Raw genomic sequence first — 21,270 nt, 5'->3', positions numbered from 1 at the left:
TGGACTACGTGAACCCACCGCGAACATGGAGGCCTTGTGTCCTTCGAGCCTCAGCGGCTCCTGCCGTTGATCACCTCCCATCCCGGCGGCCGCTCCGCGGTCACCTGTGAGTACCGCTGCGGCAACGCGTGTGCCCACCCCGAGCCGAACACCTCCGACAACGAGTACTTCGGCGACGTCGTCAAGAGCATGCTGTCCCGTCGTGGCGCGCTGAAGGCGAGTGCCGTGATGGCCGCCGCGGCCGGAGGTTTCGCCGCGCTGTCCGGCACCGCCGCCGCCGCCGAGACCCCGGCCGACGTCGCGGCCGCCGGCCACGGCAAGCCGGGCCGCCCCGGCCGTCCGGTCCCCGGCACCGACTTCACAGCGGTGCCGCCGAACAAGCTCGACGCGGTCACCATCCCCGAGGGCTACGACCAGCGCGTCGTCATCCGCTGGGGCGACGCCGTCGAATTCGGCGCCCCGAAGTTCGACTTCCGCAAGCAGACCGCGGCGGCGCAGGCGAAGCAGTTCGGCTACAACAACGACTTCGTCGGCCTGATCCCGCAGGACCCGCTGGGCATCCGCAACCTGCTGGTGGTGAACCACGAGTACACCACCGAGGTCCACATGTTCCCGGCCGACCAGTACGACCCGGCCAACCCGACCGAGGAACAGGTCAAGATCGCCTGGGCCGCGCACGGCCTCTCGGTCGTGCAGACCTTCCGCGACCCGATCGGCGGGGCGCTGCGCGCGGTGCCGAGCCCGTTCAACCGCCGCATCACGCTGAACACCGCCTTCGAGGTGCGCGGCCCGGCGGCCGGGTCGAAGTTCCTCAAGACCTCCGCGGACCCGACCGGCCGCAAGGTCTTCGGCACGCAGAACAACTGCGCCGGCGGCGTGACCCCTTGGGGCACCGTGCTTTCCGGTGAGGAGAACGTCAACCAGTACTTCGCCAACGCCGCGTCGGTCACCGACCCGGTCGCGGCCGCGCGCCTCAAGCGCTACGGCTTCTCCGGCGCCGCGACCACCCGCAAGTGGGAGCGGTTCGACAAGCGCTGGGACCTCGCGCAGGAGCCGAACGAGGCCAACCGCTTCGGCTGGGTCGTCGAGATCGACCCGAACGACCCGAACTCGACGCCGATCAAGCACACCGCGCTCGGCCGGTTCAAGCACGAGGCCGCGAACATCAAGATCACCAAGGACGGCCGCGTCGCCGTCTACTCCGGTGACGACGAGCGCTTCGAGTACATCTACAAGTTCGTCTCCAAGGGCAAGTACAAGCCGGGCAAGAGCGCGCACGCGCGGCGGCACAACTCCGCGCTGCTCGACGACGGCACCCTGTACGTCGCCCGGTTCACCGGCGACAGCCCCGGCGAGATCGACGGCACCGGAAAGCTCCCCGCGGACGGCGAATTCGACGGCGTCGGCGAGTGGATCCCGCTGGTCTCGGGCAACAAGTCCTTTGTGGACGGTTTCACCGCCGAGGAGGTCTACGTCTTCACGCGGCAGGCCGCGGACAAGGTCCAGCCGACGAAGATGGACCGCCCCGAGGACATCGAGCCCAACCCGGTCAACGGCCGGATCTACGCGGCGCTGACGAACAACAGCGACCGCGGCGCGGCGGGCAAGGCGGGCGTCGACGAGCCGAACCCGCGCGTCAACAACCGCAACGGGCACATCCTGGAATGGGACGAGGACCGCGGCGACTCGGCCGCCACGAAGTTCAAGTGGCGTCTGCTGCTGGTCTGTGGCGACCCGAAGACGGCAGACACCTACTTCGGTGGCTTCCCGAAGGACCAGGTCAGCCCGATCTCGTGCCCGGACAACGTCGCGTTCGACCGGCACGGGAACCTGTGGATCTCCACCGACGGCAACGCGCTCGGCTCCAACGACGGCCTGTTCTCGGTGCCGGTCGACGGTCCGGAGCGCGGGCACGTCAAGCAGTTCCTGTCGGTCCCGGTCGGCGCGGAGACCTGCGGCCCGGTGGTGACCGACCACCTGGTGCTCGTCGCCGTGCAGCACCCGGGTGAGAACGCGGCCAGCTCCGCGAACCCGACGTCGCACTGGCCGGACGGTGGCACGGCGCAGCCGCGGCCGTCGATCGTGTCGGTGTGGAAGAAGGGCCGCTGGGGCCAGGTCGGCCGCATCGGCGTCAAGTAGGGGGGCGGGGTGCCGCCGCCGTGGGAAGACGGCGGCGGCACCCGATCACTCTCGGTTCTGCCTGATCGGGGCGATCGTCGACACGGTTCAGCGATTACGGAACCGGGACCGGGTAACTAGCTTCAGCCCTGTGAAAAGGGCACTGGTGTTGATGACGACCGGGACACTCCTGCTGAGTGCGGGCGCTTTTCCCGCGCTGGCGCAGGCTCCGGCCGTCCCGTCCGGCTGCACCGGCGGCGCCGCGCCGAACCCGAGCGTGGAGCAGGGCAGCCCGCCGGCCGGGTACACGTTCAACCCGGCCGCCCCGGTGCCGACAGGGACACCGAAGAGCAAGCAGCCCCGGCTGTCGACGATGGGCGGCTACCAGCAGGACGGCGGCAAATACGCCCTGATCTCGACGCCGGACAAGATGGTCAGCACCGCCTACGCGGCGATGAAGTTCGTGCCCGGCGCCGTCTACACGCTGACCGACTGGACCGGCACGAACGACGACAACCTCCGTCGCGCGGACGCCGTCCGGGAAACGGGACTGCGGTTCTACAACGCGTCGAACAAGGTCGTCCTGGAGAACAAACTCAAGGTCACGCACGCCGTCGAGACCGACGGCAAACTGGCGAGGCAGGACTTCCCGCCGTCGACCGCCCCGCCGTCGGCCAGTTCGGTGAAGTTCTTCGCCGCCACCGACCACAACTGGGTCATGTGGGACTGCGTGCACCTGCAGGTCGCCTCGTTCGCGGCGAAGGCGGAGGTGCGTGATCCGGCGAGCGGTGCCTGGGGCGCCACGGCCACCCTCGAAGCGGGCACCACCGCGAACTACCGGTTCACGGTGACCAACGACGGCACCACGACGCTGACCGACATCAAGGTCGACGACCCGTACTGCGACGTGAAGTCCGCCCCGATCGCGAGCCTCGACGGCGGCAAGTCCGCCACCGTCACGTGCGACCACAAGAACGTCACCGAAGCGGACAACGGCCGCGTCAACACCGTGACCGTCTCCAGCGGCAAGCTGCCGAAGAAGACCGCGACCACGACCATCAAGGTCACCCCGCCGCCCGCGATCGACGAGATCGGCGAGTTCGTCTGGAACGACGTCGACCGGAACGGCCTGCAGGATCCCGCGGAGCCGGGTGTCCCGGGCGTGAAGGTGACGTTGAAGGACGCGTCGGGCACCGCGCTCGGCACGCTCACCACGGACGCCGCCGGCAAGTACCGCTTCACCAAGCTGAAGGACGGCATCTACCAGGTCTGCTTCGACATCAGCGCGCTTCCGCCCGAGTTCGCGGGCTACACGTACACGGCGAAGGACGCGGGTGACGACGCGAAGGATTCGGACGCCGATCCGGCGACCGGCTGCACCGCGACCACCACGGTCGGCCCCCGCAAACGCCTGGACCTGACGCTCGCCGCCGGACTCACCGCGCCGATGAGCAAACTGGGCGACTTCGTCTGGCTGGACAAGGACAAGGACGGCCTGCAGACCCGCGACGAACTCGGCGTCCCGGACGTGAAGGTGACGTTGAAGGACGCTTCCGCGAAGGAGATCGGCTCGACCGTGACCGGGCCGGACGGGCGGTACGTCTTCGAACGCTTGCTTCCGGGCTCCTACCAGGTCTGTTTCGACGCCGGGGCCCGGCAGCTGACCCGGTCCGGCGCGGCGCAGTACAACGGCACCGACTCGGCGGCGGATCCCGCGACCGGGTGCACCCCGGTGACCGCTCTGGGGGCGCCGGAGGACCTGACCAGGGACGCCGGGCTGATCGAGCCCTGAACTGTCGGTGGGTGCCGCTAGCGTCGCCCACCGTGACCACTCACCTCGATGCCACCCGCGAGTCCTACGACACCGTCGCCGAGGACTACGCGGTGCGGGTCGGACAGCTCTTCGACCAGGAGCCGATCGGCCGCGCCATGCTCGCCGCGTTCGCCGAGCAGGTGCGCGGCCCGGTCGCCGACGTCGGCTGCGGCCCTGGCCACGTCACCGCTCACCTGGCGTCACTCGGCCTCGACGTCACCGGTGTCGACTTGTCGCCGAAAATGATCGAAATCGCCCACCGCAAGTACCCTGACCTGCGGTTCTCCGTGGGCTCGATGACCGCTCTCGAGATTCCGGATGGCGAACTGGGCGGCCTCGTCGCGTGGTGGTCGATCTTCCATCTGCCGCCCGAGGTGCTCCCGGCGGTGTTCGCGGAGTTCCGCCGCACGCTCGTGACCGGCGGTCGGCTGCTGGTCGGATTCCACGTCGGCGACGAGCGGTTGAGCCCGGAGACGGCGTACGGCCACCCGGTCACCTACGACGCGTACCTGCTGGATCCCGGCAGGGTCGCCGAGCTGCTGGGCCAGGCCGGCTTCGAGGTCACCGCGCGGCTGACCATGGAAGGGAGGAAGCTGCCACAGTCCTGCCTGTCCGCCCGGGCGGTTTGACTCGCGGCCCGCAGACCTGATCTCCTGCGCACGAAACCGAGCCGGGCGGGGCCATGACGCAGACGAGCACGACCACGGGCGAGAACACGCCCGACTGGCCTTCGCGCACCTGGTTCCGGCGGCCGTCGACCTGGACTTGGTTCGGCTTCGGCCTGGTGCTGATGGTCTACGCCGACCTCGCCTGGCGCCGCCGCTGGATGAGCGACGACGGGCTGATCGTGCTGCGGACGGTCCGTCAGATCCTCGCGGGCAACGGGCCGGTGTTCAACGTCGGCGAGCGGGTCGAGACCAACACCAGTCCTTTGTGGACGGCGATCCTGAGTGTGTTCGGGCTGATCCCGGGAGTTCCGCTGGAGTGGATCTCCGTGGTCACCGGGCTGGTCTTCTCGGTCGCCGGGCTGTTCTTCGGCCTGGACGGTGCCCGGCGGCTCTACCAGCCGCTGGCGTTCCACGGACTCGCGCCCGCCGGGGCGCTGGTGGTCTGCGCGCTGCCGCCGTTCCGCGACTTCGCGACGTCCGGGCTGGAAACCGGCCTGATCACCCTGTGGCTGGGCGGCACCTGGTGGCTGCTCGTCCGCCGTCTGTCCACAATGGATGAACTGCGCACCTGGCCGGTCGCGCTCGTCGCCGGGCTGGGGCCCTTGGTCCGGCCGGATCTCGCGCTCTTCAGCGGTGTCGCCTTGGTGGCGCTGGTGGTGCTCCTGTGGCCGGGACTTCGCCCCGCGCTGGTCCTGTTGGCCGTGGCGGGCGCGCTTCCGTTGGCGTATCAGGTGTTCCGGATGGGCTACTACGGCTTGCTGACGCCGAACACCGCGTTGGTCAAGGAGGCGTCGGAGGCGAACTGGGGCCGAGGTTGGGCGTACCTCGCCGATCTCTTCCAGCCGTACTGGCTCCTGCTGCCGGTCCTCCTGCTCGCCGCCGCGTTCCTCACCGTGAAGTCCACTATGGACAGAACCTTCGCGGTGCTTACCGCGGTCCCGCTCGTCGGTGCGGTGCTGCTTTCGCTGTACGTGATCAGGGTCGGCGGCGATTTCATGCACGGGCGCATGCTGCTTCCGGCGCTGTTCTGCCTGCTGCTGCCCGTGCTGGCGCTGCCGATGACCAGGGTGACCACCGCGTTCCTGCTGGCCGTCGGGATTTGGGCGTTCGTGGCGGCCGGTTCGCTTCGCCCGCCGTATTCCGCCGAGCCGCGTGCCGTCGGCGTCACCGACGAGCGGTCGTACTGGTCGCGGGCGACCGGGCACGAACATCCGATCCTGGCCGAGGACTACGCCGACCACCCGTCGATGCCGTCGGTACTGAGCGCCGTCCGCGGCGTGGAAGGCCCTGCGGTGCTGATCCAGGACTACGCGACCAGGCGCTGGTACGCGTATCCGACGGACCGGCCGTACGTGACGGTCGCCGCGGACAGCATCGGCGCCCTCGGCCAGCTGATCCCGCTCGACCTGCGGCTGCGCGACGGCTACGGCCTCGCCAACCCGTTCGCCGCGCACTCGACGTCGCTCCCCGACGGCCGTACCGGGCACCAGAAATGGCTGCCCCCGGTGTGGGAACTGGCGAATTCGGCGCGGCTTCCGATCGCCGAGGGCGGCCCGGTCCGCGCCAAGGACGTCGCCGCCGCGCGGGTGGCGCTCAGCTGCCCGGAGCTCGTGGCGATCGACGTGTCCGTGCGGGATCCGCTGACGGCGGGCCGGTTCGCGGACAACCTCATCGGCTCGTTCGCGCGCGGCTCCGTGCGGTTCCCCCGGGTGGCGTCGCCGCCGGTCACCTGCGGGTGACTAGCGTGACGGCCATGGCTGATCTTCCCCTCGCCCTCGTCACCGGTGCCACCCGCGGAATCGGCGCCGCCGTCGCCCGCGCGCTCGCCCCCACCCACCGGCTGCTGCTCGGCGGCCGCGACGCCGACGCGCTCGGGGAACTGGCGGGCACGCTGCCCGACGCGACGCCGTGGCCGGTCGAACTGACCGATGCCGAGGCACTGGAGACGGCGACCGCCGAGTTCGGCGAACTGGACGTGCTGGTGCACTCGGCGGGCGTCGCGCGACTCGGCACGGTCGAGACGGCCACCGACGCCGACTGGCGGGCGAACTTCGAGGTCAACGTGCTCGCGGTCGTCACGCTGACCAGGCAACTCCTGCCCGCGCTGCGTGCCTCGAAGGGGCACGTCGTCGTGATCAACTCGGGCGCCGGGCAGAACGCGCGTCCGGGCTGGGGCCCGTACGCGGCGAGCAAGTTCGCCGTCCGCGCCTTCGCCGACGCGCTGCGGGACGAAGAAACCGCGCTGCGGGTGACGTCGATCTACCCCGGCCGCACGGACACCGAGATGCAGCAGGCGATCATCGCCGACGAAGGCCGCTCGTACGAGCCGGAACGCTTCCTGCGCCCCGAATCCGTCGGGGCCGCCGTCCTCGCCGCGGTCTCCGCCACCGGCGACGCCCACCCGACCGACGTGATCCTCCGGCCCCGGGGCCTGGTCTAGCCGCTGCACTGCTCTCCGCGGCCCGCCTGAGGGGCACTTCACCGCTTCGCGGCCCACTGTTCCCAATGTCGCATTTGAGTCGCTGAGCGTCTCAGATTCGGCATTGGCTCACGCATGTCTTGAAGGGCACCTTTGGGACGTTGAGCGTCCCAAAGGTGCCCTTCAAGACACCCGCGCCTTCCCTGAAGCACCCTCGCGACCCAGTTGTCCACACCGCCTCACCGTTGTGGACAACCCAGCCTCACCAGGCACTTTCCCCCGGTCCCGCCCCCACGGTCCCGATAGACTGGCCTCGGGGCCGCCCCCTGGGACGGGTGGGGGGCTGCGTAGGTGAGTTAAGAGCGCAGGCGTGCCGAGGTTTCGGCTACTTCGGCCTGCACCTTGGCGCGGTCCACCCGCAGGGATTCGCCGTCGCCGACGACCTGCTCGCCCGCCACCCACACGTCGCGCACGCGGCGCGAGCCCGCGGCCCACACCAGGTTCGAGAGCAGTTGCTCGTCCGGGACGTCGATGCCCGCCGCGAAGGCCGGGTCGTCGAGGTCGACGTGCACCATGTCCGCCCACCGGCCGCTTTCCAGCGCGCCGATGTCGTTCCGGCCCAGCGCGTCCGCGCTGCCGCGGGTGCCGAGCAGGAAAGCGTCGGCCGCGGTCAGCACGGTCGATTCACCGGTCGCGAGCCGCGCGAACATCGCCGAGAGCTGCAGCTCCTCCCACAGGTCGATGTCGTCGTTCGACGCCGGGCCGTCCGTGCCCAGCCCGACGGCGACACCGGCCTTCCGAAGCTCCGTGACCCGCGCGATGCCCGAAGCGAGCTTCGCGTTCGAGCCCGGGCAGTGCGCCACCCCGACCCCGCGCGCGGCGAACAGCGCGATGTCCTCGTCCGACAGGTGGATGGCGTGCGCGGCCAGCGTCCGGCCCCGCAGCATCCCGATCTTCTCCAGCAGCGCGGGCACCGAGCCGTGCTTTTCACGCTGCTTGACGTCTTCGAGCGCCGCCTCGGCCACGTGGATCTGCACGAGCGCACCGCGTTCCGCCGCCGATTCCGCGGTCGCGCGCAGCGCCTCTTCGTTCAGCATGTACGCCGAGTGCGGCCCGTAGCCGACCTCGATCCGCTCGCCGGGACCGAACCGCAGGCCGTCGGTGTCGATCCAGCGTTCGATGCCCTTCAGCATCGCGCGCCAGTCCATCCCCGGCAGTTCCATGATCGGCGGGCCCAGCACCACCCGGCCACCGGTGGTGAGCACCGCGTCGGCGAGCTGCTCGCTTTCGAAGTACATCTCCGCGCTGGTCGTGACACCGTGCCGCAGCATCTCGACCGAGCCCAGCATCATGCCGGTGCGGATGTCGGCGGGCTTCAGCTTCGCTTCGGCGGGCCAGATGATCTCGGTCAGCCATCGCAGCAGCGGCAGGTCGCCGCCCATCCCGCGCAGCAGCGTCATCGGGCTGTGCGCGTGCGCGTTGACCAGACCGGGCAGGAGGAGACCGCTCAACCGGGTCACGGGAGCGGACGTTTCGGGAGCCCCGGATACCGGGCCGACATGGGTGATCCGCCCCGCCTCGTCCACGTCGACCACGGCGTCACGCAGCAACGAGCAGGCGGGGTCGGCGGGCAGAACGACAGGTGCGTGGAAACGGCGTTGCATGACCAGAGCCTACTTTCAGTCCACTACACCGCTCCTCCACGCCCAGGCAGCGATCTCCACCCGGTTCCGCGCACCCACTTTGCCCTGCACCGACGCCAGATGCGTCTTCACCGTCGAAAGCGACAGGAACAGCTCGGCCCCGATCTCGGTGTTCGTCAGCCCCTTCGCGGCCGCCTTGACCACGTCCAGCTCCCGCGCGGTCAGCGGCTCCGAAGGCGGACTGACGTCGCGTTTCACCGTCCCGCCGTCGAAATGCTTCAACAGCCGGACGGTGATCTGCGGCGAGACCAGGGCGTCCCCGCGCGCGGCCGCGCGCACCGCCTCGATCAGCAACGCGGGCCCGGCGTCCTTCAGCAAGAACCCGCTCGCGCCGTTGCGCAGCGCGGTGTGCACGTACTCGTCGAGGTCGAAGGTCGTGACCACCACCACCTTCAGCGGATCGACGACGTCCGGACCCGCCAGCTGCTTGGTGACCTCGAGCCCGTCGATCCCCGGCATGCGGATGTCCAGCAGGCAGACGTCCGGGCGCAGTTCACGCGCCTTCGCCACCGCCGAGACACCGTCCGCCACGTCGGCGACCACCTCGATGTCGTCGTGGCTGTCCAGGATCATCCGGAAGCCGATCCGCACCATGTCCTGGTCGTCGGCGATCAATACCCGGATCACTCTTCTCCTTCAAGTGGTAGCCACGCTTCGACGCGCCATCCGCCGCCCGGCGCGCGTCCGGCGGAGAGCCGGCCGTGCAGCAGGGCGACACGTTCACGCATCCCGATCAGACCGTAGCCGCCCGACCCGCCCGCCGGACGGCGCTCCGGCTCGCGTCCGTCATCGGTCACCTGGAGGTGCAGTTCGTTCCCGGTCACCTCGGCGATCACCAGCGTCTCCTTCGCGCCGGACGCGTGCTTGCCGACGTTCGTCAGCGACTCCTGCACCAGCCGCAACGCCGACCGCCCGACCTCGTGCGGCACGTTCGGCGGCAGTTCGAGCTTCATCGACGTCTTCACGCCGTGATTCGCCCGTTCGATCAGCGTCCGCAGGTCGGCGGCGAGATCGGTGGTGGCCTGTTCGCTGAACTCGCTGCTCCCGGCCGGGGTGTCCCCGCGCATACTCCGCACGAGCCGCCGCATCGCCGCGAGCGCCTCCACCCCGGCGTCCTCGATCCGGCCCATCGCCTCGACCGCGACCTGCGGGTTCTTCTCGCCCATCATCTTCGCCGCCTGTGCCTGCACGACGATCCCGGTGACGTGGTGCGCGACGACGTCGTGCAGTTCGCGCGCCAGCGCCATCCGCTCCGACGTCTGCGCGTCGCTGATCGCCGACTGGATGACCTGCGTGCGCTCCGAGTCCCGCGAACGCAGCGCCAGGCCGATGGCCACCGAGATGCCGAGCAGCAGTAGCGCGGCGACCCCGTACCCGGCGATGTCGTCCGGGTCCGTCATCAGCCTGGAAGTCGGCCGTTTGGTGTTGAGGATCGAGGAAAACGCGACGACTCCGGTCAGCACCGCGAGCCGTGGCAAGGCCTTGGCCAGCCCGACCGTGCGGACCAGCGTGACGACCACTCCCATCCCCGCGACGATCTGCGTCCCCGGCACGCCGCCGGGCAGCGGGTAGTGGTAGCCGAGCCGGAGGAACGGTGTGACCAGCGTGGAAAGCAGCATGACGGCGGCGAGCGCGACCAGCGCGTCGGCCGGTCGCCGTGGCGCGGCGACCGCGATGATCGCGGTGACTATCGAGCAGGCCAGGATGGGAAGGCCGTGCGCCCCGCTGGTGTAGGTGAAGTTGAATTCCAGGATCAGCGCGATGCCCAGCATGCCGATGAGCGGCCACTGGCCCATCACCAGCTTGTTGAGTTTCTGCAGCTTCTCGTGGCTTTTCGGATTCGCCGTGCGGTCGCGCCCGGGAATCGCGAAGACCAGCGTGCCGCCCAGCAGGATGCCGCCGAACAGCATCGCCTGCGCCATGGTGCCGCCCGAGCCGCTGTTGTAGTTGTAGCCGTACCGGCCGGACACCGCGGTCAGAGTGGCCAGCACCAGTCCGGAGATCACGGCGAACGCCACACCGGGCCGCGTCCGGCGCGCGGCGTAGAACAGGATCTCCACCCCCGCCACCACCTCGGTGATGGACAGGTGGGTGAGCACGCTCGAGTAGGTCGGGACGTCGAAATACCGGACGAACAGCGTGCAGGCCACCAGCACGACCGAAGCCGCGACGGCGGCCACCGCGGCCCGTTTCTGCGCCCAGAGCGCGCAGAACACCATCGCGAAGATGCCGGGGAACAGCAGCAGGTCGATGCCGCGAGGCCCCGTGCCGTCGACCGCGGCGTCGGTGATGAAGAGCAGGTCGAACGCGAACGCGGCCAGCAGCACGACGGTGGGCATGCCGAGACGACGCACGAGTGAACTCACGCGTGCGTAGAACTTGTTCTGCGATGGACCTGCTGTCACACCGTGACGGTAGAGGATCCGCCGCCGTCCGCACCTTGGCCGACCGGCCCGACCCACCTCGGCCGATCGGCCGATGCGGGGGTGATCAGCACTGGCCGTCTGCCCGAAGTGGACAGACGACGGATTCGCGAAGCTGATCGCGGCTGAAGTGACCAAGGTCTTTTGATCTTTTGAAGTCGCGCCCCTTTTGACCGTCAGGTCCCGTGATCGTGATGGCAGGGCGCCTTTGCGTGGGAGGTAACGTGAATTCCGAAGCAGCGCCCTGGCAGCACGATCACGGCAGGCGCGATAGTGACGCGGTACTCGCCGGACGTGGGCTGGTGAAGCGGTACGGCACGCAGCACGCGCTGGCCGGGATCGACATCGACATCCAGGCGGGTGACGCGGTCGCCATCGTCGGGCCTTCCGGCTCCGGCAAGACCTCCCTGCTGCACGTACTCGCCGGGATCCTCCGCGCCGACTCCGGGCAGATCTTCCTCGCCGGGCAGCGGGTCGACCAGCTCAACGAGCGCAAGCGCAGCGAGCTGCGGCGCACCGAGTTCGGCTTCGTGTTCCAGTCCGGCATGCTCGTCGCCGAATTGAGCGCCGAGGAGAACGTCGCGCTGCCATCGCTGCTGAGTGGCAAGGGCCGCAAGGAATCCATCGAGGCGGGCCGCGAATGGCTGGCGAAGCTCGGCCTCGAGGGCAAGGAGAAGCGCCGCCCTGGTGAGCTCTCCGGCGGTGAGGCGCAGCGCGTCGCCATCGCACGGGCGCTGACGCACCGGCCGAAGGTGATCTTCGCCGACGAGCCGACCGGCGCACTCGACACCCGCACCGGCCGCGCCACCATGGACGCGCTGCTCTCGGCGGCCGCCGACAGCGGCGCCGCGGTGATCGTCGTGACGCACGACCGCGAACTCGCCGAAGCCATGCCTCGCACCGTCTCCATCCGCGACGGCCTGATCGCGACGAGGTTGGCCGCCTGATGAACAGCTTCCAGCTGGCCATGCGGGTGCTCCGGGTCGACCGCCGGACCCGCACGTCGGCCATCCTCACCGCGGTCGGGGTCGCCGTCGCGACCAGTCTGGTGCTCCTGCTGGCCTCCCTCCCGGGTGCCACGCAGGCCCGCTCACAGCGGGCGATCTGGCAGGACATCTACAGCTACAACGCGCCTTCGAGTTCGGGCGACACGGCCAAGCCGTCGGGCCCGCTGCTGATGGCGGCGAACAAGGACTACTCGGGTGGCCGCGAGATCATCCGCGTCGACATCGCCCAGACCGGCACCGCGCCGATGCTCAGCCTCCCGCCGGGCATCCCGAAGCTGCCGGCCCCCGGCGAGTCGATCGTTTCGCCCGAACTCGGGAAACTGATCCAGTCGACGCCGCAGGCCCAGCTCGGGGACCGGTTCGGCAAGCTCGTCGACTCGCTCGGCCCGGATTCGCTGATGTATCCGGAGCAGCTGGTCGCCGTCGTCGGCCACACCCCGGAGTCGATGCCGCAGTCGGCGCTCGCCGCGGACGGCTTCCCCAACAAGCAGGCGAAGCCCGACCCGATGCTCGAACTGCTCGCCTGGGTCGGCGTCATCGTCCTGCTCGTGCCGAGCCTGGTGCTCGTCGCGTCTTCGGCCCGGCTCACCGCCGCCCGGCGTGAGCTGCGGATGGCGGCGCTGCGGCTGGCGGGCGCGACCCCGGGGCAGGTGACGAAGATCGTCGCCGCCGAGACCGCGTTGTCCGCGGTCGTCGGCGCCGTGCTCGGCATCCTCGTGGCACCGGCGCTCCAGGGCCTCTCGACGTTCGTCCCCTGGGCAGGTGGAACCTGGCTCGCGTCGGACTTCAGCCTTTCGCTGGGCTCGACCATCGCGGTCGCCGTGACGATTCCGCTCCTGGTGGTCTTCGCCGGTATTCTCGGCATCCGCCGCGTGCTGAAGACGCCGTTGTTCGCGGCTTCTGCGCACGCTCGCAAGCCACTGCACTGGTGGCGGCTGCTCGCGGTCCCCGTGGCCGGCGCCTTCTTCCTCTTCGCGGTCACCCAGGACGAGTCCAGCCTGCCGATGGTGATGTTCGGCCTGTTCCTGCTGGTCGGATCGGCCGCGATCATCGGGCCGTGGGTCACTTCCGCGGTGGGCGGAACGTTCGTCCGGGTCTGGCGCAAACCGGCTTCGCTGCTGGCCGGGCGCAGGCTCCGTGACGATCCGAAGAGCGCCTATCGCGCCACGGCGGGTGTCGTGCTCGCGGTGTTCACCGGCTCGATGGCGCTCACGCTGCTGCCCTCGTTCGAGTCGATGGCGGGCGGTGGCCGGACCTTCAAGGACAACGTCCTCTACGCCGAGAGCGACGCGACCCACGCGCGGCAGATCGCCGAGGGGACCAACGCCTCCCTCGCCCGCAACGGGATCACCGACAAGGCCCTCGCGGTCGGCCAGGTCTACCTGTCCACCGGCGAGCCGGGCACTCGCGGCCAGACGCTGCAAAGGGCCTTCGTCATGACCTGCGAGGACGCCACGAAGCTGCTGCGGGTGAACATCGGCGGCGCCTGCGGTCCGGAACCCGCGATCTACAGCAGTCACAAGCTCGACCCGGCGTCGTACAGCGTGACGTCGGACTACGACAAGGCCGGCCCGCAGCTGAATCCGCAGGCTCCGATGCGCCTCTACCCGGAAGGTGACGAGGACACGTCGAGCACGATCGTGATCGACCCGGCCCTGATCCCCGCGGGTGTCCAGCTGGAGCGGTTCGACGTGGTCGTGCCGACGACCCCGGCGAACGGCGAGGTCGTGCGGACCGCGCTGGTCGGGGCGGCACCGGGCCAGGAGGTCGTCAGCCGTGGCCTGCACCTGATCGGCCAGCAGCAGGAGCTCGGCGACCTGCGCCGGGTCACCGTGATCGGCCTGATCGCCGCCGGGGTGCTCGCCGGCTGCAGCGCGGCCGTCGCGACCGCCGGTTCGGTGATGGACCGCCGCCGCACCTTCGGAGCGCTCATCGCGGCCGGGACACCGGTCCGGGTGCTGGCGAGGGCGCTGCGGATGGAGGCGGCCCTGCCCGCGATGGTGGCCACCATCGGCGCGGGTGTGGTCGGGATCGGAGTCGGCGTCGGGCTCTACAGCATGGTCGAGAAGGACCCGGTCGTGCTGAGCCCGTGGCTGCTGGCGCCCGTGGTGCTGGGAATCGGGGTGGCGTTGCTCGGGGCATCCGTCTCGACCCCGGCGCTCAAGCGGGTGCAGTCGGAGCCGCTCGCCGAGGAGTAAAAGGTTCGCCCGAATGGCGTCATGGCGCCGGGGCGAGCAGGTCTCGTGGGTGGAGTCGGAGGTAACCACCCACGAGCCGGGTGCCCGGTCATCCCTCTGTCGGGGGATGGATGAACGGGCACCGGGGATGCGCAGGGGGCATTCCAAGGCACGGGGGTGTCGAGAAAGGGCCGGTCAAGGACGTGGGGACGTCCCTGACCGGCCCTTTCAGGCTTTCTAGACCCGTTCGAAGATCAGGTCGTGCGAGATCCGGCCTTCGACGTCGGCGCGGTTCTCGAACTTCGTGACCGGACGCCACTCCGGGCGCGGGGCCCAGCCGCCGGGCTCGCCGGCGTGGCGGTTGCGCAGGAGCGGCTCGGCCGAGCAGACCTCCATCATCTGCTCCGCGTAGTTCTCCCAGTCGGTCGCCATGTGGAAGGTCCCGCCCGGCATGAGCCGCGAGGCCACCAGCGAGACGAACCCGGGCTGCACGATCCGCCGTTTGTGATGCCGCTTCTTCGGCCACGGGTCCGGGAAGAACAGCCGGACCCCGGCCAGCGAGCCCGGTTCGACGTGCGACGTCAGCAGCACGACGGCGTCACCGTGCATCAGCCGCAGGTTCTTCACCCCGAGCTTCTCCGCGCGCAGCATCAGCTGGCCCAGCCCGGGGTCGTACACCTCGACCGCGACGTAGTTGAGCTCCGGCGCGGCGGCCGCGAGCTGGGACGTGGTCTCGCCCATACCCGAGCCGATCTCCACCATGACCGGGGCCTGCCTGCCGAACCAGTCGCCGAAATCCACCGTGCCTTCGGGCAGTTCGCCGACCGTGCGGCCGAGCGACGGCCAGAGGTCGTCCCAGGCTCGCTGCTGCCCGACGGTCATCCGGCCGCCGCGTTTGACATAGCTGACCACGCTGCGCATCCGTGGCTGGTCCTCGTTTTCCACCCACTCATTAAACGTGGGGTTACCGGACCGCTTCGAACTCCCCCAGCCGTGAGCGCAGGCCGGCGAATCCGGCGACCGGGATCGGCGGCGGCGTCGTGCTGGAATGGGCGGGGAGAACGTCGATCCAGCCGTCGTGGCGGCTGGTGTTCAGCACCGTGGTCGGGATCGAATGACCGGATGCACCGCGTTCGGAAGGTATGAACTCCCAGTAGCCGGATTCTCCGTCCGCGGCCCACGGGACGAATTCCCAACCGGGCCGCCTGCCGAGCAGGCCCGCGATGCGGTCTTCGATGCGGAAACCGAGTTCCCGCGATTCGAGCCTGCCTTCCACGACGGCGCGAAGCCACCATGGTGCGGGGATTTCCCCGTGCATTCCACTGGACGCGCGGTACAGCGCGACAACGAGATCTTCGGGTGCGCGGTGTACCCAGGCGCGGCGAATATCGGATGGCCGGGTCGCGGACGCCACCGTGCGGGGCAGTTCGATCGCCTGTGACCATTCGAGGTCGAGCATGGGCTCGAGCCGGGGCTGCATACTTTCCGTGCGGGCTTGCGGGATCGTGCGTTCCACTCCCTGACCGGAATCCACCGTCAAGGATCACCTCCGGGGCCGAGAGCCGAAAATCGGCTCATCCCGAGCATCGCCCGGTCAGGAACAGTATGTCCGCATCCTGTGAGAGAAGCCACAGGCTCTTAACGTGGACTTAACTCCTTTGGAGGCGGTAAAAGCTCACGCGTCCCTTCGATGGGTGATCATCAGCCCGGCCGTATAGACAATCACGCAGATACCAGCGAAATAAGCCAAATAGCCCCAGGGACCCATTGGGGGTTCGAGTTTCATCATCGAAACCGTCAGATCCGATCCGGAAAACTGATTCGCCGCGAAGAACGGCATCCACTGGTAGATGTCGTCGCCCACGCGCGGAATCAGCAGGACGAGGCCTTCGATCAACTGCGTCCAGACCAACGCGAACCCGAGGGCGAACGCGGGGCTGCGGAACAGCAGGCCGAGCCCGACGCCGAGCAGCCCGGTCAGCGCGAAGGTCAGCCCCTGGCCCGCCACCGCGCGCCAGTCGGCACCGGAGTTCAACCCCAGGTCGGAGGCAGGTTTGATCAGATATGCGATCGCCCACGAGCCGAAACCCACCAGCAGCCCGATAAGTCCCGAGAACACGCCGACTACGGCGCCCTTCGCCAGCAGGGCGGGCACGCGGGACGGCACCGCCTGGAAGGTGAGCTTCAGTGTGCCCCAGTTGAACTCCGTCGCCGCCGCGAGAATGGCGAGGATCAGCACCACGGTGCGGGCGAGCGCGCCGGCGATCTGGGTCGAGTCGACGCCGGTCTGTCCCTCCAGCGGAACGAAACCGAAGAACAACGCGGTGTAGGCGAGCGCGACCACGATCGCGATGCCCGCGCACCACCAGGGCGCGCGCGTGCTCAGCAGCTTGATCCGCTCCGCGCGGAGCATGTTCGCCGCGGTCATCGGACGCCCTCCGGGACCTGGCCGGTGCCGTATTCGACGGCTTCGGCGGTGAGTTGCATGTACGCCTGTTCGAGCGAGCCGGCGAGCGGCTTCAGTTCGTGGAGGGTCGCGCCCGCGGCGAACGCGAGCTCGCCGATGTGGTCGCTGTCCATTTCGGACACGATGAGCGCGCCGTCCTCTTCGCGGAATTCGGCGCCCTTGCCGGTCAGCGCCTCCCTCAGCTCGGGCAGCTGCGGGCTGCGGACCCGCACCCCGAGGCCCTTCGCGCGGCCGACGAAGTCTTCCATCGTGCCCTGGTAGATCAGCTTCCCCCGGCCGATCACGACGAGGTCCTGCGCGGTCTGCGCCATCTCCGGCAGCAGGTGGCTGGACACGAACACGGTGCGGCCCTCGGCGGCGAGCGCGTGCATCAGCTGCCGGATCCACACGATGCCCTCGGGGTCGAGTCCGTTGACCGGTTCGTCGAACAGCAGGACGCGCGGGTCGCCCAGCAGCGACGTCGCGATCCCGAGCCGTTGCGACATCCCGAGCGAGAACTGCCCGGCCCGTTTGCCCGCGACCGACCCCAGTCCGACCAGGTTGAGCACCTCGTCGACGCGCTTGTCGGGCAGGCCGTTGGTGGCGGCGATCCACCGGAGGTGCTCGCGGGCCGTCCGGCCGGGGTGCCGCCAGGTGGCGTCGAGCATGCCGCCGACCGTCCGAAGTGGATCACGCAGCTCGCGGTAGGGCTTGCCGTCGATGGTGACCGAGCCCGCCGTGGGGTTGTCGAGCCCGAGCATCATCCGCATCGTGGTGGACTTGCCCGCCCCGTTGGGGCCGAGGAAGCCGGTCACCCGTCCCGCCTCGGCGGTGAAGGAAAGGTCGTTCACGGCGATCTTGTCGCCGTAGCGTTTCGTGAGTGTGGTGGCCTTGATCATCGGCCCTCCCTCCGGTGGATTCCGACATTACCCAACGTGCCGCCGCGAGGCCCGACGGGAAAGGACCGGGCTGCCCCCCGATAAGGCGGCCCGGTCCTTGTTCCCCTTTTTCTCCCCGTCCGGTCGCCCGCTCCCCCGAGCCGTGCGACCGGCTTCTCCCCTGTGGAAGTCCTTACGCGTCGCGCTTGTTCGCGACGACCAGCGAGATGACCAGCAGGATCGCGGCGAAACCGGCGAAGTAGGCCAGCGCCCCGCCTTGGCTCAGCGACGATTGGGCCGCGGCGGATCCCGTGCCGTTGAGGAACCTGTCGGCGACGCGGAACGGCATCCACTCGTAGATGTCCTTGCCGATCCGCGGGATCAGCCGGATCAGGTTCTCCACCGCGAGGGCGTAGATCAGCAGGAGCGAGATGGCGCCGGCGCTGTGCCGGATCAGCACACCGATGGCGACCGCGATCACCGAGGCGAGGGCGAACACCACGCCCACGCCGGCGACGCTGACCCACTCCACGGTGGTGTTCAGCGCGAGATCTTCCGGCCGCATGACCGAGGCGAGGCCCCAGGCACCGAACGCCGCGACCTCACCGATCACGAGCGAAAGGAGCGCGACGACGCCGGTCTTGGCCAGCAGCGCCGAGGTGCGGTTCGGCACGGCCTGGAAGGTGGTCCGGATGGTGCCGAAGCGGTATTCGGTGGTCACCGAAAGCGCGGCGAGCACCATGATCACGGCCATCCCGAAGCCGTAGCCGAACTGGGTCAGGCTCACGTCGGTGAGTTCACCGGCGGGTGCGGCACCGGAGACGATGGCGGCGAAACCGATCACGACCGCCAGTGCGGCCAGCGCGCACCACCAGGGTGAGCGTGTGGTGAACAGCTTGATGCGTTCCACGGCGAGCAGAGTCATGGCGTTTCTTTCCTCAAAAGAGTGGTTGGCTACTGGGCGGCGGCGACCACTTCGGCGGCTTCGGTTTCGAGACCGGTGTGGTACTCGACCGAATCGCCGGTGATCTGCATGAAGGCCTGCTCCAGGGAGCCGGTCTGCGGGCTGAGCTCGTGCAGCACGATCTGGTTGGCCGCGGCGATCTCACCGATCTTGTCACTGTCCAAACCGGACACGACGAGCGCTTTGCCGTCGTCGGTGACCTGGGCGCTCGCCTGGCTCAGCACGGTGCGCAGCGCGGGCAGTTGCGGCGACCGGACCTTGACCGTGTTCTCGGCGGCCCGCGACACGAAGTCTTCGGTGGAGGACTGGGAGATCAGCTGTCCCTTGCCGATCACGATCAGGTGGCTCGCGGTGAGCGCCATCTCCGAAAGCAGGTGCGAGGAAACGAACACCGTGCGGCCTTCGTCGGCCAGCCGGTGCATGAACTTGCGGATCCAGAGGATGCCCTCGGGGTCGAGGCCGTTGACCGGCTCGTCGAAGAGGAGGACCTCCGGGTCGCCCAGCAGGGCCGCCGCGATCCCCAGTCGCTGCGACATGCCGAGGGAGAAACCACCGGCACGCTTTCCGGCGACGCTGGTGAGCCCGACGGTTTCGAGCACCTCTTCGACCCTGGTCGCCGGGATCTTGTTGGACTTCGCCATCCACTGCAGATGCGCCCGCGCCGACCGGTTGGGGTGCACCCACTTCGCGTCCAGCAGCGCGCCGACAGTCCGCAGCGGGTCCTTCAGCTCGCGGTAGAGCTTGCCCCCGATGCGCACCTGGCCCGACGTCGGATTGTCGAGGCCGAGGATCATCCGCATGGTCGTCGACTTGCCCGCCCCGTTCGGGCCGAGGAATCCGGTGACCTCCCCTCCCGCGACGGAGAAGGACAGGTTGTTCACCGCCAGTGTCTTGCCGTACCGCTTGGTGAGGCCCACTGCCTCGATCATGTCTGCTCCCCTCGGCGACTGCGAGAACAATCGTCGTCCATGTGGGTGGTCGAGCGCGTCATCCTGAGGTGCCAACCTGGTACCCGACCTGAGAAGTAGCTTGCCGTCTCCGGACGTCGTACGCGATCGGTGATACCCCTGAGAGTGACCCTGAATCGTCGGGGTTAATGAACCGTGGTTCAATAATCGTATGGCGAGGCCGCGCACCATCACCGACGAACGACTGCTGAAGGCGGCGGAGACCGTGATCGGCATGGTCGGCCCGGGTTTCACGCTGGCCCAGGTGGCGGCGGAGGCCGGGGTCGCGGTCGGCACGGTCGCCCAGCGATTCGGCTCGAAAAACGGTCTTTTGCAGGCATTGAGCCGGGCGAACACGGAGTCCGTCGTAGGGCGGATGCGGGAATGCGGCGAGCTGGCCGATCCCGTGGAAGGCCTGCGGGCCGCGGTCGTCGTGATCTACGAGGGCGTGGGTTCGGCGGAGACCGCGGCGAACCACCTCGGGCAGCTGGGGGTGGACATCGGGGATCCGGAACTCCGTGCCCTGTTGGGTGAACATTTCACCGCCGTGGAAGCGGAAATACGACGGCTGGCGCGCGCCGCGGCGCGTGACCTGCCGGGTGCGCCGGGTGTCGTCCGTACGGCGAGGGTGCTGCTCGGGGTGGCGAACGGGGCTTCGCTGGACTGGTCGATCCGGCCGAAGGGCCGGTTCGTCGACCGCGTGGGGCAAGACGTGGACGCGGTGCTGACCGCGTGGAAGGGACGTGTCCGAAGTGGATCATAAAGTTGCCGTGGTCGCGGGAGCGACGCGAGGATGTGGCCGCGCGATCGCGGTGGAACTGGGCAGGCTCGGCTGGACGGTGTTCGTCACCGGCCGCACGACGCGGGAGCACCAGTCACCGATGAAGCGGTCGGAGACGATCGAGGACACCGCCGAGCTCGTCGACGCGGCGGGCGGCCGGGGAATCGCCGTCCGGACCGACTTCACCGACGTGTCCGATGTGGACGCGCTGAAGCGGCGTATCGAGTCCGAAGTGGACGGCCGGATCGACCTCCTGGTCGACGACGTCTGGGGCGGCGACCCGTTCGCGGATTTCGAGCGGGCGTACTGGGACTCCAGTCTCGACGACGCCCTCACGCTGGTGCACAACGCGATCGACACGCATTTGATCGCGTTGCACCGGCTTCTCCCGCTGGTCGTGAAACGGGAGGGCGGTCTCGTCATCGAGGTCACCGACGGTGATCACGACGAGTACGTCGGCGCGGGGATCCCGTACTTTCTCGCGAAGTCCGGCATCCGCGCGATCGGCAGGGCGCTGGGCGCCGAACTGAAGAAGTACGGCTGCGTCGGCATGACCGTCACGCCGGGCTTCCTGCGGTCGGAGTCGATGCTCGACCACTTCGGGATCACCGAGGAGACCTGGCGGGACGCGGTGGGCAAGGCGGCCCCGGTCGACTTCGCCATCTCGGAGACCCCGACGCTGCTCGGGCGCGGTGTCGCGAAACTGGCGACCGACCCGGAGGTTTCGCGGTTCGCGGGCAAGACGCTGGCGTCGTGGACGCTGATGAACGAGTACGGCCTGACCGACGTCGACGGCTCGCGCCCCGACTTCGGCAAGTGGATGGCCGAAATCAGGGACACGGGCAAGGATCCGGAGACGGCCGACCACACCCTGTACCGCTGAGACCAGGCTGGCCGGTCGAGTAGGGGGTGGGTCCGGCGCCCAG

Annotated in this window: 18 protein-coding genes; 9 read left to right on the top strand and 9 right to left on the bottom strand. The window is 69.2% G+C overall.

Annotated features, from left to right (window positions below; genetic code table 11):
- The first annotated feature begins 36 nt into the window (after positions 1 to 36).
- The 5 genes from ACLJRM_RS08915 to ACLJRM_RS08895 all read left to right on the top strand — a co-directional run bounded on the left by ACLJRM_RS08915 (position 37) and on the right by ACLJRM_RS08895 (position 7,039).
- Positions 37 to 2,139: a PhoX family protein gene (locus ACLJRM_RS08915; protein ID WP_410662736.1), complete on the top strand. Its 2,103-nt coding sequence runs from the start codon at positions 37 to 39 to the stop codon at positions 2,137 to 2,139.
- Between the two features lie 130 nt (positions 2,140 to 2,269).
- Complete coding sequence (locus tag ACLJRM_RS08910; RefSeq protein WP_410662735.1) at positions 2,270 to 3,910, top strand: SdrD B-like domain-containing protein; 1,641 nt, start codon at positions 2,270 to 2,272, stop codon at positions 3,908 to 3,910.
- A 32-nt stretch (positions 3,911 to 3,942) separates the two neighbouring features.
- Positions 3,943 to 4,560, top strand: coding sequence for a class I SAM-dependent DNA methyltransferase (locus ACLJRM_RS08905; RefSeq protein ID WP_410662734.1), 618 nt, complete (start codon positions 3,943 to 3,945; stop codon positions 4,558 to 4,560).
- 53 nt (positions 4,561 to 4,613) lie between these two features.
- Positions 4,614 to 6,338, top strand: a complete 1,725-nt coding sequence (locus tag ACLJRM_RS08900) for a hypothetical protein (protein WP_410662733.1) — start codon at positions 4,614 to 4,616, stop codon at positions 6,336 to 6,338.
- A gap of 14 nt (positions 6,339 to 6,352) precedes the next feature.
- On the top strand, positions 6,353 to 7,039 hold the full coding sequence (locus tag ACLJRM_RS08895) for an SDR family oxidoreductase (RefSeq protein ID WP_410662732.1): 687 nt from the start codon (positions 6,353 to 6,355) through the stop codon (positions 7,037 to 7,039).
- Positions 7,040 to 7,374: 335 nt separating this feature from the next.
- On the opposite strand, the gene ACLJRM_RS08890 is transcribed toward ACLJRM_RS08895, so the two are convergent.
- The 3 genes from ACLJRM_RS08890 to ACLJRM_RS08880 are packed head-to-tail and all read right to left on the bottom strand — an operon-like array spanning position 7,375 to position 11,126.
- Positions 7,375 to 8,682, bottom strand: coding sequence for an amidohydrolase family protein (locus tag ACLJRM_RS08890; protein ID WP_410662731.1), 1,308 nt, complete (start codon positions 8,680 to 8,682; stop codon positions 7,375 to 7,377).
- Between the two features lie 15 nt (positions 8,683 to 8,697).
- On the bottom strand, positions 8,698 to 9,348 hold the full coding sequence (locus ACLJRM_RS08885) for a response regulator (RefSeq protein ID WP_101611493.1): 651 nt from the start codon (positions 9,346 to 9,348) through the stop codon (positions 8,698 to 8,700).
- Positions 9,345 to 11,126 (bottom strand): sensor histidine kinase, encoded by a 1,782-nt coding sequence (locus ACLJRM_RS08880; RefSeq protein ID WP_410662730.1) that lies wholly within the window; start codon positions 11,124 to 11,126, stop codon positions 9,345 to 9,347. The genes ACLJRM_RS08885 and ACLJRM_RS08880 overlap by 4 nt, the downstream gene beginning before the upstream one ends.
- Before the next feature lie 242 nt (positions 11,127 to 11,368).
- Between ACLJRM_RS08880 and ACLJRM_RS08875 the strand changes: the two genes are divergently transcribed.
- Both ACLJRM_RS08875 and ACLJRM_RS08870 read left to right on the top strand, forming a co-directional pair.
- The gene (locus ACLJRM_RS08875; RefSeq protein WP_101611492.1) at positions 11,369 to 12,091 is read left to right on the top strand and encodes an ABC transporter ATP-binding protein; all 723 of its coding nucleotides are present in this window, start codon (positions 11,369 to 11,371) and stop codon (positions 12,089 to 12,091) included.
- Positions 12,091 to 14,349 (top strand): FtsX-like permease family protein, encoded by a 2,259-nt coding sequence (locus ACLJRM_RS08870; RefSeq protein WP_410662729.1) that lies wholly within the window; start codon positions 12,091 to 12,093, stop codon positions 14,347 to 14,349. Before ACLJRM_RS08875 ends, ACLJRM_RS08870 begins: the two co-directional genes overlap by 1 nt.
- A gap of 216 nt (positions 14,350 to 14,565) precedes the next feature.
- On the opposite strand, the gene trmB is transcribed toward ACLJRM_RS08870, so the two are convergent.
- From trmB to ACLJRM_RS08840, 6 genes are all read right to left on the bottom strand, one after another.
- Positions 14,566 to 15,249: a tRNA (guanosine(46)-N7)-methyltransferase TrmB gene (gene trmB / locus ACLJRM_RS08865; protein WP_217359088.1), complete on the bottom strand. Its 684-nt coding sequence runs from the start codon at positions 15,247 to 15,249 to the stop codon at positions 14,566 to 14,568.
- 43 nt (positions 15,250 to 15,292) lie between these two features.
- Positions 15,293 to 15,844, bottom strand: a complete 552-nt coding sequence (locus ACLJRM_RS08860; RefSeq protein WP_410662855.1) for a hypothetical protein — start codon at positions 15,842 to 15,844, stop codon at positions 15,293 to 15,295.
- Between the two features lie 159 nt (positions 15,845 to 16,003).
- A complete protein-coding gene (locus ACLJRM_RS08855; RefSeq protein ID WP_101611488.1) occupies positions 16,004 to 16,756 on the bottom strand; it encodes a hypothetical protein in 753 nt (250 codons plus the stop codon).
- The gene (locus ACLJRM_RS08850) at positions 16,753 to 17,673 is read right to left on the bottom strand and encodes an ABC transporter ATP-binding protein (protein WP_410662728.1); all 921 of its coding nucleotides are present in this window, start codon (positions 17,671 to 17,673) and stop codon (positions 16,753 to 16,755) included. Before ACLJRM_RS08850 ends, ACLJRM_RS08855 begins: the two co-directional genes overlap by 4 nt.
- 172 nt (positions 17,674 to 17,845) lie before the next feature.
- Positions 17,846 to 18,577 carry an ABC transporter permease gene (locus tag ACLJRM_RS08845; protein ID WP_410662727.1) on the bottom strand — a complete coding sequence of 244 codons (732 nt, stop codon included), beginning with the start codon at positions 18,575 to 18,577 and terminating at the stop codon, positions 17,846 to 17,848.
- A 29-nt stretch (positions 18,578 to 18,606) separates the two neighbouring features.
- Positions 18,607 to 19,545 (bottom strand): ABC transporter ATP-binding protein, encoded by a 939-nt coding sequence (locus tag ACLJRM_RS08840; RefSeq protein WP_410601474.1) that lies wholly within the window; start codon positions 19,543 to 19,545, stop codon positions 18,607 to 18,609.
- 190 nt (positions 19,546 to 19,735) lie between these two features.
- Here ACLJRM_RS08840 and ACLJRM_RS08835 point away from each other — a divergent pair, with 190 nt between their 5' ends.
- Positions 19,736 to 20,326, top strand: coding sequence for a TetR/AcrR family transcriptional regulator (locus ACLJRM_RS08835; protein WP_410662726.1), 591 nt, complete (start codon positions 19,736 to 19,738; stop codon positions 20,324 to 20,326).
- Positions 20,316 to 21,227: an SDR family NAD(P)-dependent oxidoreductase gene (locus ACLJRM_RS08830; protein ID WP_410662725.1), complete on the top strand. Its 912-nt coding sequence runs from the start codon at positions 20,316 to 20,318 to the stop codon at positions 21,225 to 21,227. The genes ACLJRM_RS08835 and ACLJRM_RS08830 overlap by 11 nt, the downstream gene beginning before the upstream one ends.
- Positions 21,228 to 21,270 lie beyond the last annotated feature (43 nt).

Source organism: Amycolatopsis sp. lyj-84, from assembly GCF_046549075.1.
Taxonomy (GTDB): Bacteria; Actinomycetota; Actinomycetes; order Mycobacteriales; family Pseudonocardiaceae; genus Amycolatopsis.
The sequence above is the reverse complement of the archived record's forward strand: the minus strand, read 5'-3'. Positions and strand labels throughout refer to the sequence as shown.

Coding starts and splice junctions, on each gene's coding strand:
- ACLJRM_RS08900 (WP_410662733.1), top strand. CDS start 4,614: ATGACGCAGACGAGCACGACCACGGGCGAGAACACGCCCGACTGGCCT.
- ACLJRM_RS08895 (WP_410662732.1), top strand. CDS start 6,353: ATGGCTGATCTTCCCCTCGCCCTCGTCACCGGTGCCACCCGCGGAATC.
- ACLJRM_RS08890 (WP_410662731.1), bottom strand. CDS start 8,682: ATGCAACGCCGTTTCCACGCACCTGTCGTTCTGCCCGCCGACCCCGCC.
- ACLJRM_RS08870 (WP_410662729.1), top strand. CDS start 12,091: ATGAACAGCTTCCAGCTGGCCATGCGGGTGCTCCGGGTCGACCGCCGG.
- trmB (WP_217359088.1), bottom strand. CDS start 15,249: ATGCGCAGCGTGGTCAGCTATGTCAAACGCGGCGGCCGGATGACCGTC.
- ACLJRM_RS08855 (WP_101611488.1), bottom strand. CDS start 16,756: ATGACCGCGGCGAACATGCTCCGCGCGGAGCGGATCAAGCTGCTGAGC.
- ACLJRM_RS08850 (WP_410662728.1), bottom strand. CDS start 17,673: ATGATCAAGGCCACCACACTCACGAAACGCTACGGCGACAAGATCGCC.
- ACLJRM_RS08845 (WP_410662727.1), bottom strand. CDS start 18,577: ATGACTCTGCTCGCCGTGGAACGCATCAAGCTGTTCACCACACGCTCA.
- ACLJRM_RS08840 (WP_410601474.1), bottom strand. CDS start 19,545: ATGATCGAGGCAGTGGGCCTCACCAAGCGGTACGGCAAGACACTGGCG.
- ACLJRM_RS08835 (WP_410662726.1), top strand. CDS start 19,736: ATGGCGAGGCCGCGCACCATCACCGACGAACGACTGCTGAAGGCGGCG.